Raw genomic sequence first — 16288 nt, 5'->3', positions numbered from 1 at the left:
GGTCTCAGGCAGCCTGTTTGGCGGTGACGAAAGCCGCGAGGCTGGCCACGCTGGTGAAATGGTTGCGGGTGTCCTTGGCGTCGGCGTCGATCTTGATGCCGTAGCGCTTCTGGATGGCCAGGCCCAGTTCCAGGGCGTCGACCGAATCCAGGCCCAGGCCTTCGCCGAACAGGGTCTGGTCGTCGCCGATATCCTCGGCGCCGATGTCTTCAAGGCCCAGGGCCTCGATGATCAACAGCTTGATGTCATGGTTCAGTTGGGTTGGATCGCTCATCTTGGGCGAGCTCCTTGATGAAGTGCTGGTGCAGATGGTCGTTGAGCCTGCGCGAGGCCTGGGGGGCCGGGCCAAGGCTTGCGAAATCGCTGATGGCGATGTCGCTGCCGACGCAGAGACTGAAATGCACCCGACGGGCGGGAATCCGGTACCAGGGTTCGGCCTTGGTCAGGGTGCTGGGATTGACCCGGATGGTCACCGGGGTGATGAACTGTGCGCCGCGCAAGGCGATGGCCGCGGCGCCACGGTGAAACGCCGGGGGCTGGCCGGGCACGGTGCGGGTGCCTTCGGGGAAGATGATCAGGGTCTGGCCGCTTTGCAGCGATTCGACGGCGGTGTCGAGCATCTCCATGCTGCCGTCGTTGCTGATGTACTGCGCCGAACTCACCGGACCACGGGTGAAGGTGTTGCGGAACAGGCTCTGCTTGACCACGCAGTTGGCCTGGCGCACCAGGCCGATGAGAAACACCACGTCGATCAGCGACGGGTGGTTGGCGATGATCATCTGGCCCGGACGACCGAGCCGTTCGGCGCCCTCGACCTCGTAGGTGAGCACACCGCAGGCGGCCATGAAGCGGATGAAGCGCCAGAACAGCCAGCTGATGGTGTGGCGGGCGCGCTGGCGGTGACGCGCGGCGTCGCCCGGCAGGCAAGCCAGCAGCGGGAACACCAGCAGGCGCAGGCACAGGCCGCCGAGCCCGAACAGCAGGAAACTGAGCGCCGTGGCGACCAGGCGCCAGTGATAGGCGTCCTTCGGTCGGTTCAGCGCGTGTGTTGCCAGTTCCATGTGCGGCCCTTCAGCGTGTGTTGGATGGCAGGTTGTTCGTTGAGCAGGGCGCGCAGCCAGCTCAGGGCGTGGGGTTCGCCAGGGCCGCCGGCGCCACGGGGAGCGTCGAGGGACAGGTGCCAGTCCTGGCCCGGCGTAAGCAGCAGGCCGAGGGCGTAGGCGAAGGGGACATCGTCGATCCACGGGCTGTAGGCCGCCGGAGCCTGCTCTTCGGCAATGATCAGCAGCACGGCTGGCGCCCCGTCGTGCAGCAGCCCGGCCGCTTCGACGATGCCCTGCTCGAAACCGTCGCCCTCGGCCGCGATGGCGCTCATTTCGCTGTGTTCAGCGCGCATGATCGACCACAGGCCGATCACCGCGTTGTGCACCGACAGGCTGAACTGGGTCGGCGACAGCGGCTCGCCATTGGCCAGGTCGCTGAGGATCTCGAAGGTGCGCGGGGTTTCGCCATGGCGGGAGACGAACACCAGGGGCAGCTCGCCCTGACCTTCGGCCAGCGGCCAGCCCACGGCGAACGCCATGCGCGCCAGGCGGCCGAGGCGACGACGCTGCATCGCCGGGAGGAAAGAGACGTCGGGGGCCTGTTCGCCGTCATCGGCAATACTGGCACCCTGGCTCCATTGCTGCCAGTCGCCCACCGTCTGGAGGCCCGGCGCCCAGGCGCGCCACTGGCTGATATTGAAATTGATCACGATGTTTCTCGCCCTGAGGGACTTCCTTGCCGAGGGGGACTCGGAGCAACGGCCTGCAGGGGCGACGGGTCGCCGAGTGCCGGGCATTATCCCGGTGCAGTGGGCTCGTAGCAAACAAATGGTCAAAGAAAATGGCTTGACCGGAAACACAGACACCAGCTTGAGCTTCGTATTTCCTGGTGTATGGGTTTCCCGACCAGCGGTGACTCAGGGGTTGTCGGTCGGCTGCCTCGATTCTTGAGCGTTTCAGTGCTGGTCAACTCGGTAACGCGCTCACATACTCGGTCATTCCCTGATACACGGAGGTCTTTCCATGCGGCGCGTGGTGTTCAATCAGAAAGGTGGCGTGGGCAAGTCCAGCATCGCCTGCAATCTTGCGGCGGTGAGTGCCAGTGAAGGCTATCGGACCCTGCTGATCGACCTGGATGCCCAGGCCAATTCCACCCAGTACCTCACCGGCCTGACCGGCGAGGACATTCCCATGGGCATTGCCGACTTCTTCAAGCAGACCCTGTCCTCCGGGCCGTTTGCCAAGAAAAACAAGGTCGATATCTACGAAACGCCCTTCGACAACCTGCACGTGGTCACCGCCACACCGGAGCTGGCCGACCTGCAGCCCAAGCTCGAGGCCAAGCACAAGATCAACAAGCTGCGCAAATTGCTGGACGATCTGGACGAGGACTACGACCGGATTTACCTGGATACCCCGCCGGCCTTGAACTTCTATGCGGTTTCCGCGCTGATCGCGGCGGATCGGGTGCTGATTCCCTTCGATTGCGACAGTTTCTCGCGTCAGGCGCTGTATGGCCTGCTGGCGGAAATCGAGGAATTGAAGGACGACCACAACGAGGAGCTTCAGGTCGAAGGCATTGTGGTCAACCAGTTCCAGCCGCGGGCCAGCCTGCCGCAGCAGATGCTCGACGAATTGCTGGCGGAGGGCCTGCCGGTGTTGCCGGTGTACCTCAACAGCTCGGTGAAGATGCGCGAGTCACACCAGGCCAGCCTGCCGCTGATCCATCTGGAGCCACGGCACAAGCTGACCCAGCAGTTCGTTGAACTGCACTCGCTGCTCGAAGAGAACGCTTAGATCCCGTGTTGGCGCAGCCACTCCAGTAACTTCTGGAGTGGGAATGCGCCGCTCTGGCGCGCCACTTCCCGGCCGTTCCTGAACAGAATCAGGCTGGGGATGGAGCGGATATTCAATTGGCCAGCCAGTTCGCGGTTGGCTTCACTGTCCAGTTTCGCCAGCCGGCAGCGCCCGGCCAGTTGCTTCGCCGCCTGTTCGAAGACCGGCGCGAACGACTTGCACGGCCCGCACCAGTCGGCCCAGACATCCACCAGCAGCGGCAGGTCGCCCTTGATCTGGCTGGCGTAGTCGGCCTGTTTCAGGTCGAAGGGTTGAGCCAGCAGCACCGGGCTCTTGCAGCGACCGCATTTGGGCGTGTCGCCCAGGCGGTCGGCGGGGATGCGGTTGAGGCCGTTGCAGTGGGGGCAGGGGATCAGCAGGGGGGCGGTCATGGGGATTGGGTCCGGGAGCGGGTGGTGACTGGGTATGTGGCGGTGTGCCTTGATCTTTTCAATGGTATCGAGGGCCTCATCGCTGGCAACGCCAGCTCCCACAGGTACTGAGTGCGCCGGGTTCTCCGTATCCCTGGTCTGTCAACCCGCGTACAACTGCCACTCGTCCTTGGGTCGGTCCCGGCCTCTCCCTCCTGCACACAGATTTTAGGTCGGGAAGGTCAATCGTCTTCTTTCTTGATCACGCGGAACGCCAAGCCGGAAACAGATTTGTCTGCCATGAACTGAATTGCGACCTCGGCATTTTGGTGCAGGGAGCCATCAAGCCGGTAGGCATCCCAGCCTCCGGTATTTCCAGCTGGTAGGGGGAGTTTTATTGGAGCCCGTTTGAGATTAGACATTCATGGTTGTAACCAGGTTTTTTGAAAAGGCTTATTATTTTCTTGGCGTTAAAGTTCAGTGCGATCCTTTATTTTCTTTGTCATGTCGAAATCATCGATTGCTCGCAAACTGATAAAGGAGTCGCTGGATACTCCGTAGCCAGCCTCTCAGTCGTGACCGGTGTCGATCAGGCGGAAAGCTAATCCGACAGCAACCTTATCTGCCCCGAACTGAATTGCGACCTCGGCATTTTGGTGCAGGGAGCCATCAAGCCGGTAGGCATCCCAGCCTCCAGTCATTCCAATTGGGAGTGGAAGTTTTGTTGGGCCCATTGAGCGATCAGGTACTCCTAGCCGCGCATGCACACTGGGTTGATCCATCTTTTGAGTAAAAGGCAAGGGCAGCTCACCGGTATACACAGTCTCTTCCTTGAAGTAGGCGGACAGAGTTATGGTGATTCGCTCTAGCCTTTCTGTATCCTCGCTAAACCATAACTCCATTCCAGGCTCGATTTTTTGAATCAGGTCTTCATTTTCACCTTCATTGAAAAGAGGGCGAAGTGGTTCGCTGCGAACTAGGTCTTCTGCTACAAGCTCTTTGTAGGTACGGCCTAACCCTTTAACCAAGCTGATCAGCTTCTCGGCGTTCATTCATACCATCCTTGTTTTTTATTGATTTCATGAATCATAGATAGTTTTTCCTCTAGCGTTTCTTCCGGAATGCCTTCCTCTAAAAGCGTAGGCTTGATGGCGTTGAAGTTACTATCTACCGCAGCGCGCAGATCTCCGGAATCTAGAAGCTGTTTTGTATGGGTATTTCGCCCGCCATAGGTTTCGCTGACCTTTTGATGTATTGCAGCGGGTATTGCAATGCTAGCTATGTCACCCATTAGTCGATCAATCTGTTCGCTTGTGAGGTGCGCCATACGGGAACGTAAGTAACGGCGCACTGCTGCCTGCGAAGGCATGTGATCCACATGTAAGCCATTACGCGGACGCCCACTGAACGCACCATAGATATCAACCTCCAACACCTCCACCGCCGGCTTGGCAAACACCAAATACAGTGGTGGAACCCCGGAATCCGCCGGGAACGTCAGGATCACGTCCTGCCAGGTAATGTCCTCGGCATCCTGTCCCGGATAGGTGGTGATCTGGCTGTCGCGTCCGTTGGGGATGGGGTGGACAAGAATGTTGTCCAGCACGTCGGGTCGGGCGCCAGGGTAGGTGGTCGGCGCGGTGACCAGTGGACCCTTGTTGGGCGTCCAGGTGATCGTCAGGCCATCGAGGTGCGCTTCCATTGCGCTTTTGTCGGCGTTCCAGTGCGCCCGCCTGACCGGCACGCGATCCTCGCCGCCGTAGTGGCTGAAGGTATGGAAGCCGTAGACCTGAACGATGCCCTGTGCATCCTGGCGAAACTGAAAGCGTACGCGGGTAAGCGCTTCGCTCATCTCGCGCAGTTGTTCTTCGGTGTAGAGGGTCCCGTCAGCCAGATCGGATGGCCACAATGCCAGCAGTAATGGGTTGGCCGAGCGGGCGAAGGACGATGCCGCGGTTCCGATGCCGCGAATCGCCCACGATCCCATACCTTGCAATACTCGGCTGCCGGCGACGCGATCGATCGCCAGGCCTGCCAGCGCTGTTCCCGCTGCCGTTTCGTTTGAGGTCGGCGCGATGACCGCAACCTTGCCGAAGTTATCGACCGGTTCCTGAGTGCAGGTGGATTTGGTCGTGCCGAGGCAGGAGCGAGTGAATACCCGGGCTGGCATCGCGGTTGCGGTGTCGGGAGCGGCGTTGGTTGCCGTGCTGGCAGCGGGCGCCTCGGCAAAATTCGCTGAATTGGCCGCAGTGCTCCGGGTTGCTGCCGGGCTGGTGGTGAACTGGGTGGTCGAGCCATAGACCACATGATCCGGGCATCCGCACGCCACCCGGTCGCCGGTGGCGACATAGGGTTGCTCCTCCGTCCAGTCGACGGCCGTGCCAACGATGGGGAAAGCGCCGTTGCATTTGTCGCAGCGGGCCAGATCGCCCGATTGGACGAAAGGTTTGTCTCCCTCGTACCAGGTGGCCGTCGCCGACAGGATCTGCCCGTATGTCGTTTTGTCCCCAAGACACGCCAATGGTCTCGCCATAAACCCTCCATAGTTGCTTGAGGGGGCGGATCATTGGTGTGAAGTGAGGGTGGGGTCAGCAGGGCAATTCTGAAGTGCGTATAAGGAATTTCTGCAATTCATCCGGCTTTTGTCAGAGAGCAATGTAAGTGCCTAAGACCTTGCCGGAGTGAAAAACCATGCTTCTGCTACCTGGCATGCCCGGCCAGCCTGAAGCATTAGCGCATGCTCAGTGGGGCGATGCTTGATCTGAAGATAAGCTGGGCCTTGCTGACCGTCGCTTTGGCGAAGTCACCGGTGACGGTTCGGCGTCCCGGCAAGCTCGCTCCCACTGGTTTATCCTGCCATCGCATTGTGAGTCAGGAAGAACAACTGATCTCCAGATGCTTGCCCCACTCCGGCGGCCGCTCGGCATAGGCGTCCATCCCGGGTTGTTCCTCGAAGGGCCGGGTCAGCACCTGGTGCAGCCGCCGCACTTCCGAGAAGTCCCCCGCCTGCGCCGCCTCGATGGCCCGTTGCGCCAGGTAGTTGCGCAGCACATACAGCGGGTTCACGGCATGCATCCGCTCGCGACGCCCTTCGGCATTGCCCGGTTCGCGGCCGGCCCGCGCCAGGTAGTCCCGCGCCCAGGCACGGAATCCAGTGAGATCGATGAAGTCGCCTTCCACCACGCCCAGCGCCTGTTCCACGGGTTGCTCGCCAAGCCTGCGGAAGAACAGGCTGTAATCCACCGCGCCCGGCTGCATCAGGCTCAGCAGGCGCTGGATCAGCACCTTGTCGTCGTCTTCGGCCGTGGTCAGGCCGAGGCGGCGGCGCATCAGGTCGAGGTAATGGGCTTCGTACAGCGGCAGGAACAACCCGAGGCTCTGCTGCAGCGCCTCGACGCTGATGAACGGTGTCAGTGCCTGGGCCAGCGCGCTGAGGTTCCAGTGGGCGATCGGTACCTGGTTGCTGTAGCTGTAGCGCCCCTGGTCATCCGAGTGGTTGCAGATGAAGCCGGCGTCGAAGTCGTCGAGGAAGGCGAACGGGCCGAAGTCGAAGGTGATGCCGAGGATCGACATGTTGTCGGTGTTCATCACGCCGTGGCAGAAGCCGTAGGCCTGCCACTTGGCGATCAGCTCGGCGTTGCGTTCGACGATGGTGCGGAACATCGCCAGGTACGGTTCGTCGGCGTCGCGGCAGTCGGGGAAATGCAGGTTCAGTACATGCTCGGCGAGAATGCGCTGTTGTTCGGGCTGGCGCGTGTAATAGAAATATTCGAAGTGGCCGAAACGGATATGGCTGGGGGCCATGCGCAGCAGCATGGCCGCGGTTTCCCTTGTTTCGCGCCACACCGGCGTGCTCGATCCCACCACGCACAGCGCCCGGCTGCTGGGGATGCCAAGGGCATGCAGCGCTTCTGAGGCGAGGAATTCGCGGATCGACGAGCGCAGCACCGCGCGGCCATCACCCATGCGCGAGTAGGGCGTCTGCCCGGCGCCCTTGAGGTGCAGGTCCCAGGATTCGCCAGCGTCGTTGCGTACTTCGCCCAGCAACAGTCCACGACCATCGCCGAGACGCGGGTTGTACGAGCCGAATTGATGCCCGGAGTAGACCATTGCCCGTGGCTCGGCTTCGGACCAGAGCTTGTGGCCGCTGAAAATCTCGGCGAACACCAGCGACTGTGCTTCGGTGGGCTCCAGGTCGAGCAGGGCCATGGCCGCCTCGCTGACCACCACCAGCTGTGGGTTCTCGATCGGCTCGGGCAGTACCGAGGTGGAAAACGCATCGCCTAGGCGGGCGAAGCGGTTGTCGAACGTCAGTTCATCGAGGCCTTTCACACGGCAACTCCTGGGATGGATGCGGGCATTGTCCGCCTCAGGCCTTGGTTTCGCCATCGGGCTTGGGCTGGGCATTCTGATCCATGGGGATCAGTTGCTTCTTGTTGCCCTGGGTGTCCATCAGGAACACCTCCACCTGGCGCACGGAAATCTTGATGTTGTGGGCTTTGAACTCGCGGTTGATGTAGCGGTTCAGTTCGTCCAGCGTCGGGTTGCGGTCGCCCAGGTCGCGTACGTGCATGCGCAGTTCGTGGTCCAGGGAGCTCTCGCCGAAGTTGAGGAAATAGACGATCGGTTCAGGGTCCTTGAGCACCCGCGGGTTTTCCCGGGCACCCTTGAGCAGCAGGTCGCGCACCAGGTCCAGGTCCGAGCCGTAGTCGATGCCAAGTTTCAGCGTGACCCGGGTGACCGTGTCGGTCAGCGACCAGTTGATCAACTGGCCGGTGATGAAGGTCTTGTTGGGGACGATGATGTCCTTGCGGTCGAAGTCGGTGATGGTGGTGGCGCGGATGCGGATCTTGCTCACCGTACCCGACAGGTTGCCGATGGTGATGGTGTCGCCGATCCGCACCGGGCGCTCGAACAGGATCATGATGCCGGAGATGAAGTTGGCGAAGATCTCCTGCATGCCGAAGCCCAGGCCCACCGACAGCGCGGCCACCAGCCACTGCAACTTGTCCCAGCTCACGCCGAGGGTCGACAGGGTGGAGACGAAGCCGACGCCGACGATCACATAGGACATCAGCGTGGTGGTGGCGTAGGCGCTGCCCTGGGCCAGGTTGAGCTTCGACAGCACCAGCACTTCCAGCAGGCCCGGCAGGTTGCGCGCGAAGGCCAGGGTGATGCCGACGATCACCAGGGCGCCGAGCAGGTCGCCGAGGCTGATCGGCACCATGCTGGCGGCGGCGCCGGTGCCGCTGGTGTATTCGTACAGGACGAAGTTGTTGAGGTACGAGAACACGCTGATCAGGTCCGACCAGACCCAGTACAGCGCGCCCAGGAAGCCGCCGAGCAGGGCCAGGCGGATCAGGCGCAGGGACTGCTGGTTGACCTGTTCGATGTCGAGGGTCGGCTCTTCCACCGGCACTTCGCCGTCCAGCCCTTCCTTGGCCTGCTGGCGCTTGCTCAGGGCGCGCTGGTAGGCCAGGCGGCGGGCGGCCACGGCCAGGCCGCGGACGAAGGCGGCCTCGATCACCAGCCAGAACATCAGCAGGTACAGGGTGTCGATCAGCCGGTCGGTGAGTTTCAGGGCGGTGTAGTAGTAGCCGAAGCACACCGCAACGAACAAGGCGATGGGCAGCGCGGTGAAGGCTACGCCCACGGCCTTGCGGAACAGCGAGGTGTTGCGGTGGGTCGGGCTGCTCAGCAGCAGGCGGCTCAGCAGCCAGGCCATCAGCGCGTAACAGGTGAGGACCACACCGATGCCGAGCACGTCGTCGGCCAGCGCCGAGGGCTGGTGCTCGGCCACCGCCACCACGCCGACCAAGGCCAGGACCACGGCGCCGAGGCGACGGATCCAGCGACGGAGGAATTCCACCTGCGGCTTCTGCCAGCGGAAATGCAGCTCGGCGACGCCGCCGGGCGCGAGGATCCGGTAGGCGGTGTAGAACACCAGCCAGGCCTGGGCGATCTGCCACAGGGCGGCGCCGAGGTTGGCGTTCTGGCCGCGGGCGTCGATCTGCAGGGCGTAGCCGCACAGCGCCAGGAACAGGGTCAGCGGCAACGCCAGGAAGATATTGATGAGGATCGCCTGGGGCGTGTGCCACTGGCTGTCGCGCTTGAAGTGGCCGACATCGTTGTGGACCTTGCTCAGGCGCTGGTACAGGTACTTGCGGCGCCACAGCAGCACGCCGATCAGCAGCAACAGCGGCAGGAACAGCAGCGGCCGCTCCAGCAGGCCGTCGGCCAGTTCGCTGATGCCGGCGCCCCACGGCAGGCTCACCACCTGCTTTTGCAGGCGTTCGGGGACGGTGCGCAGCCATTCCAGGTCGAGCGGTTTGTTGCTGGGAATCCAGAACATCTGCTCGTCGAGGGTGGCGCGCAGGTTCTGCGCGGTGCTCAGCAGTTGTTTCTGGTTGAGCTGCAGGGTAATGGACTCGTTGAGCAGCGCGCTCAGCTCGCGGTTCAGCCGCTCCAGCAGGTCGGAGCGGGTGATCGCCACTTCCAGCAGGGCCTTGCGCAGGTTGGGCGTGGCCTGGTCGGCCGGCTGGTTTTCCAGCAGTTTGTCGACGTACTGGCTGGGGCTGCTGATCTGCTCGCGCTGCTGGTTGACCTCGAACTGGTAGAGGCGGATGTCGGCGATCTGGTCGGCCAGGTCGCGGTCCAGCTTCAGGTGCGGCAGCGCCTGCTTCTGCTTGTAGAGGATCTTGGACAGCAACAGGCTGCCCTTGAGCACGCTGATCTGCTCGTCCAGCGCCTGGTCGGCCTGGGTCAGGTTGTCGAGCATCTGCTTGGCTTTGAGGTTCTGCTGGGTGACTTCGTTTAGGCGGTCGGTGCTGCGCAGCAGGTAGTCGGAAAGCTTGAGGTTGGCCGCGCTCTCGGTGGCCAGCACCGTACTGCCACCGGCTTTCTGGGCTTCGAGGGACTGCTGGGTGACGGTTTCCTGGGACTGGGCCAGGCGCTTCTCGTTGATCAGCGTCTGCAGGTCCTGGATTTCCTGCTCCATGCGCGCCACCCGCTCGATCAGCAGGTCATGCTGGGCGTTGCCCAGGTCTTGCAGCAGGCTGTTGCCGGCCAGTTCCTGGCGGCGCAGCAGGGTCAGGGCGTTGAGCGACGCCAGCTCGGCGTTGAGCTGATTGCGCTGGTCGGCGGACAGCGGCTTGCCGGCGTCCTTGCCCAGTTTCAGGGTGGTGTTGATCTGCTGGGTGCGGGTCTGGTTGTTGCTGATCTCGGCCTGGGAGCGCTCGGGGCGGGTCTGGGCATTGATGGTCAGGCTGTTGGCTTCCGATAGCGCCTTCTGCAGCTCGCCCTGCTCGGTGGTGCGCTGGGACAGCAACTGCTCCAGCTGCGGCACGGTCATCGCCGCGTAGCGCTGGGCCACGGGTACCGGCTTGGTGGCCAGCAGGCGGGCCAGTTCACGCTGGCTCTCGGTGGTCTGTTTCGGCGCGTCGGCCAGTTGCTGCTTGAGCGCAACCAGGCGCTTGTCGTAGTCGTCCTTGCTGGCGAGGAACGACAGCGTCTGCTCCAGCACCTGTTGCAGCGCTTTCTGGTCGGCTTCGGGCAGTTTGCGCTCGGCGATCTTGTCGAGGCTTTGCTGAACGCTGGCGGTAGTGGGCGGCTCCGCGGCAAACGCGGAGGTGAACGACAGGCACAGCCCGATCAGGGCCGCGCAGGCAAGAGTGCGCAGTGACATAGGCAGAAAATTCGTACAGCCGGCAGAGAAAGATGGAGTTTAGAGGAACAACCCGGGGCCAGGTCGACTCCCTTCGGGGAATTTGATCCCCACTTTCTGGATCTTGTTCCCGTCCATCAGCGCAACGGTCCAGGTGGTGTTGTTCCATTCGATCTGGTCGCCGACCACCGGCGCGCCGCCAACCTTCTGCTGGATGAAGCGCGCCAGCGGCATGTGCGGATCCTGGCCGTCGAGCTGCAAACCGTACAACGCGGCTACGGCGCCCAGTTCAGCGTCACCTTCGAGGACGAAGTCACCGAAGAAGCGCAGGTCGAGGCCACGTTGTGGCGCCTGGCTGAACAGCTTGCCGAGGGCCGGCAGGTTGTGTTCGTGGCCGATCACGCAGAGCAGGTCACCCACTTCCAGGGTGGTACTTCCCGACGGATGGAGCAGTTGCTGGCCACGGAACAAGGCCGCGATGCGGGTGCCTTCGGGCATTTTCAGCTCGCGCAGGGCCGCGCCGATGCACCATTTTTCCGCGCCGAGGCGATAGACGAACAGCTCCCACTCGCTGGTGATGTGCACTTCCAGGGCGGAACGGGAGATGGGCGCAGGATCAGGCGGTACCGTGACTTTCAACAGCTTGGCGACCCACGGCAGGCTGGTGCCCTGCACCAGCAGCGAGACCAGCACGATGAAGAACGCCAGGTTGAAGTACAGCTGCGCCTGGGGCAGGCCGGCCATCAACGGGAACACGGCGAGAATGATCGGCACCGCGCCGCGCAGGCCGACCCACGAAATGAAGGCCTTTTCGCGGCCATGGAAGGCCTTGAACGGCAGCAGGCCGGCGATCACCGACAGCGGCCGTGCGATCAGGATCATCCACAGCGCCAAAGCCAGTGCCGGGAGGGCGATGGGCAGCAGGTCGTGCGGAGTGACCAGCAGGCCGAGCACGAGGAACATGCCGATCTGCGCCAGCCAGGCCATGCCGTCGAGCATGTGCAGGATGCCGTGGCGGCTGCGGATCGGCCGGTTGCCCAGTACCAGGCCGAACAGGTACACGGCAAGGAAGCCGCTGCCGTGCAGGGCGTTGGTCAGGGCGAAGGTCACAAGGCCGCCGGCGATCACCAGGATCGGGTACAGGCCGCCGGCCAGGTTCATGCGGTTGACCAGTTGCAGCATCAGCCAGCCACCGCCCAGGCCCAGTACGCTGCCGATGCCGAATTCGCGAACCAGGTGCAACAGCAGGCTCCAGTGCAGGCCGGTCTGGCCGCTGGCGATCATGTCGATCAGGGTGACGGTGAGGAACACGGCCATCGGGTCGTTGCTGCCGGATTCGATCTCCAGGCTGGCGGTGACCCGTTCGTTCAGCCCTTTGCCGCCGAGCAGCGAGAACACCGCGGCGGCGTCGGTGGAACCGACGATGGCACCGATCAGCAGGCCCTGCATCAGGTTGAGGTCGAACAGCCAGGCGGCGGCCATGCCGGTGAGACCGGTGGTGATGAGCACGCCCACGGTGGCCAGCGACAGTGCGGGCCAGAGTGCCACGCGGAAACTCGCGACCCGGGTACGCAGGCCGCCGTCCAGCAGGATCACGGCGAGGGCGAGGTTGCCCACCAGATAGGCGACGGGGTAGTTGTTGAAGATGATGCCGCCACCGTCCACGCCGGCGACCATGCCGACCGCGAGGATGATGACGAGAATAGGGATGCCCAGGCGCGACGACAGCGAGCTGACCAGAATACTTGCCCCTACCAGCAGTGCGCCGATGAGGAACAGGCTGTTGATGGTGCTCGCATCCAAAGGCATTACTCCGGTACATCGCGGGAAGGGGACCTGATTGATAAGCAGGTCGCGTGCCAACCGATTCTAACCTGATGAATTGGCAGGCTGTAAAGCGTTTCCGCAGATGTAGAAAAGGCACCTGGGTCAGGTGCCTTTCTCTCTGTTGCCTGTGCTGGCCTCATCGCCGGCAACGCCAGCCCCCACAGGGATCGCATGCACCGCAGGACCCTGTGGGAGCTGGCGTTGCCAGCGATGAGGCCAGTACAGCCACCCTCACACTTCGCGCATGGCCTTGCCTTTGACCGGCGCCCCATTGGCGACGTAGTACTTGGCAGTGCTACGCGGCAGCGGCTTGCGGTTGCGGATCTTGTCGGCGATTTTCTCGGCGATCATGATCGTGGTGGCGTTGAGGTTGCCGGTGATGATGATCGGCATGATCGACGCATCGACCACCCGCAGACCTTCCATGCCGTGCACACGACCCTGGCCATCCACCACCGCCATGTCGTCCTCGCCCATCTTGCACGAGCAGGACGGGTGGAACGCGGTCTCGGCGTGTTCGCGGATGAATTTGTCCAGCTCTTCGTCAGTCTGTACGTGCTCGCCCGGGCTGATCTCGCGGCCGCGGTAGGCGTCCAGTGCCGGCTGGGCCATGATTTCGCGGGTCAGGCGGATGCCGTCGCGGAACTCCTGCCAGTCCTGCTCGGTGGCCATGTAGTTGAACAGGATGCTCGGGTGCTGGCGCGGATCCCTGGACTTCAACTGGATACGACCGCGGCTCGGCGAGCGCATCGAACCCATGTGCGCCTGGAAGCCGTGTTCCTTCACGCCGTTGGAGCCGTTGTAGTTAATCGCCACCGGCAGGAAGTGGTACTGGATGTTCGGCCATTCGAATTCAGGGCGAGTACGGATGAAACCACCGGCCTCGAACTGGTTGCTGGCGCCGATGCCGGTGCCGTTGAACAGCCACTCGGCACCAATGGCCGGCTGGTTCCACCACAGCAGCGACGGGTACAGCGACACCGGCTGGGTGCAGGCGTACTGCAGGTACAGCTCCAGGTGGTCCTGGAGGTTCTCGCCGACGCCCGGCAGGTCGTGGACCACGGGAATGTTGAAGCTTTCCAGCAGTGCGCGGCTACCAACGCCGGAACGTTGCAGCAGTTGTGGCGAGGCGATGGCGCCGGAGCAGACGATCACTTCCTTGCGCGCACGGGCTTCCACGCGCTCTTCACTGGCGCCCACCAGGTAGGTTACGCCGACGGCACGCTTGCCTTCGAATAGCACGCGGTCGGTCAGGGCGTGAGTGACGATGGTCAGGGTCGCACGCTTCTTGGCGGTGTCCAGGTAGCCGCGGGCGGTGCTGGAGCGGCGGCCGTTCTTGGTCACGCTGCGGTCCATTGGGCCGAAGCCTTCCTGCTGGTAGCCGTTGAGGTCTTCGGTGCGCGGGTAACCGGCCTGCACGCCGGCTTCGACCATGGCGTGGAACAGCGGGTTATTGCCGGCTTTCGGCGTGGCCACGCTGACCGGGCCGTCACCGCCGTGGTAGTCGTTCGGGCCGATGTCACGGGTTTCCGCTTTGCGGAAATACGGCAGGCAGTCCAGGTAGGTCCAGTCTTCCAGGCCTGGCAGTTTCGCCCAGCCGTCGAAGTCCATGGCGTTGCCGCGGATGTAGCACATGCCGTTGATCAGCGACGAGCCACCCAGGCCCTTGCCGCGACCGCATTCCATGCGGCGGCCGTCCATGTGCGGCTCCGGATCGGTCTCGTAGGCCCAGTTGTAGCGGCGACCTTGCAGCGGGAAGGCCAGGGCGGCAGGCATCTGGGTGCGGAAGTCGGCGCGGTAGTCCGGGCCGCCGGCTTCCAGCAGCAGGACGGTGACGCCTTCGTCTTCGGTCAGGCGGGTCGCCAGGGTGTTACCGGCCGAGCCGGCACCCACGATGATGTAATCGAATTCCATGGGGGATCTCCCATTGAGCGGCAAGCTTCAAGCTACAAGCTGCAAGAAAAAGCAGTTGAGCGGCGCTTGCGGGATTGGAGGTGACCTGCAAGGGCCGGTGGCGTGCGCCGACCGGCTCTTTCTTGCAGCTTGAAGCTTGCAACTTGCGGCTCAGAACACCGAGTTGTAGGTGCCCAGCTCGACCTGGACCGACTTGATGCGGGTGTACTGGGCCAGCGAGCTGACGCCGTTCTCGCGGCCGACGCCGGACTGCTTGTAGCCACCGACCGGCATTTCTGCCGGCGACTCGCCCCAGGCGTTGATCCAGCAGATACCGGCTTCCAGCTTGTGGATGATGCGGTGGGCGCGGGCGATGTCGTTGGTGCAGACGCCAGCGGCCAGGCCGTATTCGGTGTCGTTGGCGCGACGGACCACTTCTTCTTCGGTTTCGTAGCTGAGGATGCTCATCACCGGGCCGAAGATCTCTTCCTTGACGATGGTCATGTCGTCGCGGCAGTCGGTGAACACGGTCGGCGCGACGAAGGCGCCCTTGGCGAATTCACCTTCGGTCAGACGCTCGCCGCCGCACAGGACACGGGCACCTTCTTCCTTGCCCTTGGCGATGTAGCCCAGGACGTTTTCCATGTGCGGGAAGCTGACCAGCGGACCGAAGTTGGTGTTCTCGTCTTCCGGGTTGCCGACGCGGATGCGGGCGACACGTTCGACGATTTTCGCTTCGAAAGCCGCCTTCATCGATGCCGGAACGAACACGCGGGTGCCGTTGGTGCAGACCTGGCCGGAGCTGTAGAAGTTGGCCATCATGGCGATGTCGGCGGCTTTGTCGAGGTCGGCGTCTTCGCAGATGATCAGTGGCGACTTGCCGCCCAGTTCCATGGTCACTTCCTTCAGCGAGGAGCTGGAGGCGCTGGCCATGACCTTCTTGCCGGTGGTGGTGCCGCCGGTGAAGGAGACTTTCTCGATGCGCGGGTGCTCGGTCAGCCAGGTGCCGACTTCGCGGCCGCTGCCGGTCAGGACGTTGAATACGCCGTCCGGCAGGCCGGCTTCGGTGTAGATCTCGGCCAGTTTCAGGGTGGTCAGCGAGGTGACTTCGCTCGGCTTGAAGATCATCGCGTTGCCGGCGGCCAGGGCCGGGGCGGATTTCCACAGGGCGATCTGGATCGGGTAGTTCCACGCGCCGATGCCGACGGTGACGCCCAGCGGTTCGCGGCGGGTGTAGACGAACGAGGACTCGCGCAGCGGGATCTGCTCGCCTTCGATGGCGGGGATCAGGCCGGCGTAGTATTCCAGCACGTCGGCGCCGGTGACGATGTCGACGTAGCGGGTTTCGGAGTAGGACTTGCCGGTGTCCAGGGTTTCCAGGGCAGCCAGTTCGTCATTGCGCTCGCGCAGGATGTCCACGGCGCGGCGCAGGATGCGCGAGCGCTGCATGGCGGTCATTGCGGCCCAGACTTTCTGGCCACGCTCGGCGCTTTCGACGGCGCGCTCGACGTCTGCCTGGGTGGCGCGTTGCACATGGGCGAGGACTTCGCCGTTGGCCGGGTTGATGGCTTCGAAGGTAGCATCGCTGCCAGCGTCGACATAACCACCATCAATGTAGAGTTTTTGCGTTTCGAAACGGGCCATAGTGTCCTCGC

General features: G+C 63.1%; 13 protein-coding genes. 1 reads left to right on the top strand and 12 read right to left on the bottom strand.

Going from position 1 to position 16288, the window contains the following annotated elements:
* Positions 1-4 precede the first annotated feature (4 nt).
* From AC05QJ_RS30255 to AC05QJ_RS30245, 3 genes are read right to left on the bottom strand one after another with little or no spacing between them, the layout of a single operon-like run.
* Complete coding sequence (locus tag AC05QJ_RS30255; RefSeq protein ID WP_476744827.1) at positions 5-274, bottom strand: phosphopantetheine-binding protein; 270 nt, start codon at positions 272-274, stop codon at positions 5-7.
* Positions 246-1061: a lysophospholipid acyltransferase family protein gene (locus tag AC05QJ_RS30250; protein WP_476744826.1), complete on the bottom strand. Its 816-nt coding sequence runs from the start codon at positions 1059-1061 to the stop codon at positions 246-248. The genes AC05QJ_RS30255 and AC05QJ_RS30250 overlap by 29 nt, the downstream gene beginning before the upstream one ends.
* A complete protein-coding gene (locus tag AC05QJ_RS30245) occupies positions 1037-1753 on the bottom strand; it encodes a beta-ketoacyl synthase chain length factor (protein ID WP_476744825.1) in 717 nt (238 codons plus the stop codon). The genes AC05QJ_RS30250 and AC05QJ_RS30245 overlap by 25 nt, the downstream gene beginning before the upstream one ends.
* Positions 1754-2066: 313 nt before the next feature.
* On the opposite strand from AC05QJ_RS30245, the gene AC05QJ_RS30240 reads away from it, so the two are divergent.
* Entirely contained in the window at positions 2067-2840 is a 774-nt protein-coding gene (locus AC05QJ_RS30240) for a ParA family protein (RefSeq protein WP_476744824.1), read from the top strand.
* Here the strand turns inward: AC05QJ_RS30240 and trxC are convergent.
* From trxC to betB, 9 genes are all read right to left on the bottom strand, one after another.
* Positions 2837-3271 (bottom strand): thioredoxin TrxC, encoded by a 435-nt coding sequence (gene trxC, locus AC05QJ_RS30235; RefSeq protein WP_476744823.1) that lies wholly within the window; start codon positions 3269-3271, stop codon positions 2837-2839. The genes AC05QJ_RS30240 and trxC overlap by 4 nt on opposite strands.
* A 221-nt stretch (positions 3272-3492) precedes the next feature.
* A complete protein-coding gene (locus AC05QJ_RS30230; RefSeq protein ID WP_476744822.1) occupies positions 3493-3672 on the bottom strand; it encodes a hypothetical protein in 180 nt (59 codons plus the stop codon).
* Between the two features lie 147 nt (positions 3673-3819).
* Positions 3820-4302: a DUF6392 family protein gene (locus AC05QJ_RS30225; protein ID WP_476744821.1), complete on the bottom strand. Its 483-nt coding sequence runs from the start codon at positions 4300-4302 to the stop codon at positions 3820-3822.
* Positions 4299-5783 (bottom strand): S-type pyocin domain-containing protein, encoded by a 1485-nt coding sequence (locus AC05QJ_RS30220; RefSeq protein WP_476744820.1) that lies wholly within the window; start codon positions 5781-5783, stop codon positions 4299-4301. Before AC05QJ_RS30220 ends, AC05QJ_RS30225 begins: the two co-directional genes overlap by 4 nt.
* Before the next feature lie 338 nt (positions 5784-6121).
* Entirely contained in the window at positions 6122-7582 is a 1461-nt protein-coding gene (selO, locus tag AC05QJ_RS30215) for a protein adenylyltransferase SelO (protein WP_476744819.1), read from the bottom strand.
* A gap of 37 nt (positions 7583-7619) precedes the next feature.
* Positions 7620-10934 (bottom strand): mechanosensitive channel MscK, encoded by a 3315-nt coding sequence (gene mscK, locus AC05QJ_RS30210; RefSeq protein ID WP_476744818.1) that lies wholly within the window; start codon positions 10932-10934, stop codon positions 7620-7622.
* A 39-nt stretch (positions 10935-10973) separates the two neighbouring features.
* Entirely contained in the window at positions 10974-12716 is a 1743-nt protein-coding gene (locus AC05QJ_RS30205) for a potassium/proton antiporter (RefSeq protein ID WP_476744817.1), read from the bottom strand.
* 255 nt (positions 12717-12971) lie between these two features.
* Positions 12972-14654: a choline dehydrogenase gene (gene betA, locus AC05QJ_RS30200; protein ID WP_476744816.1), complete on the bottom strand. Its 1683-nt coding sequence runs from the start codon at positions 14652-14654 to the stop codon at positions 12972-12974.
* A 150-nt stretch (positions 14655-14804) separates the two neighbouring features.
* Entirely contained in the window at positions 14805-16277 is a 1473-nt protein-coding gene (betB, locus tag AC05QJ_RS30195; protein ID WP_476744815.1) for a betaine-aldehyde dehydrogenase, read from the bottom strand.
* Between the last annotated feature and the right edge of the window lie 11 nt (positions 16278-16288).

The sequence above is a fragment of the Pseudomonas sp. TUM25319 genome (assembly GCF_056388475.1).
This window is presented reverse-complemented; position numbering and strand designations above follow the sequence as displayed.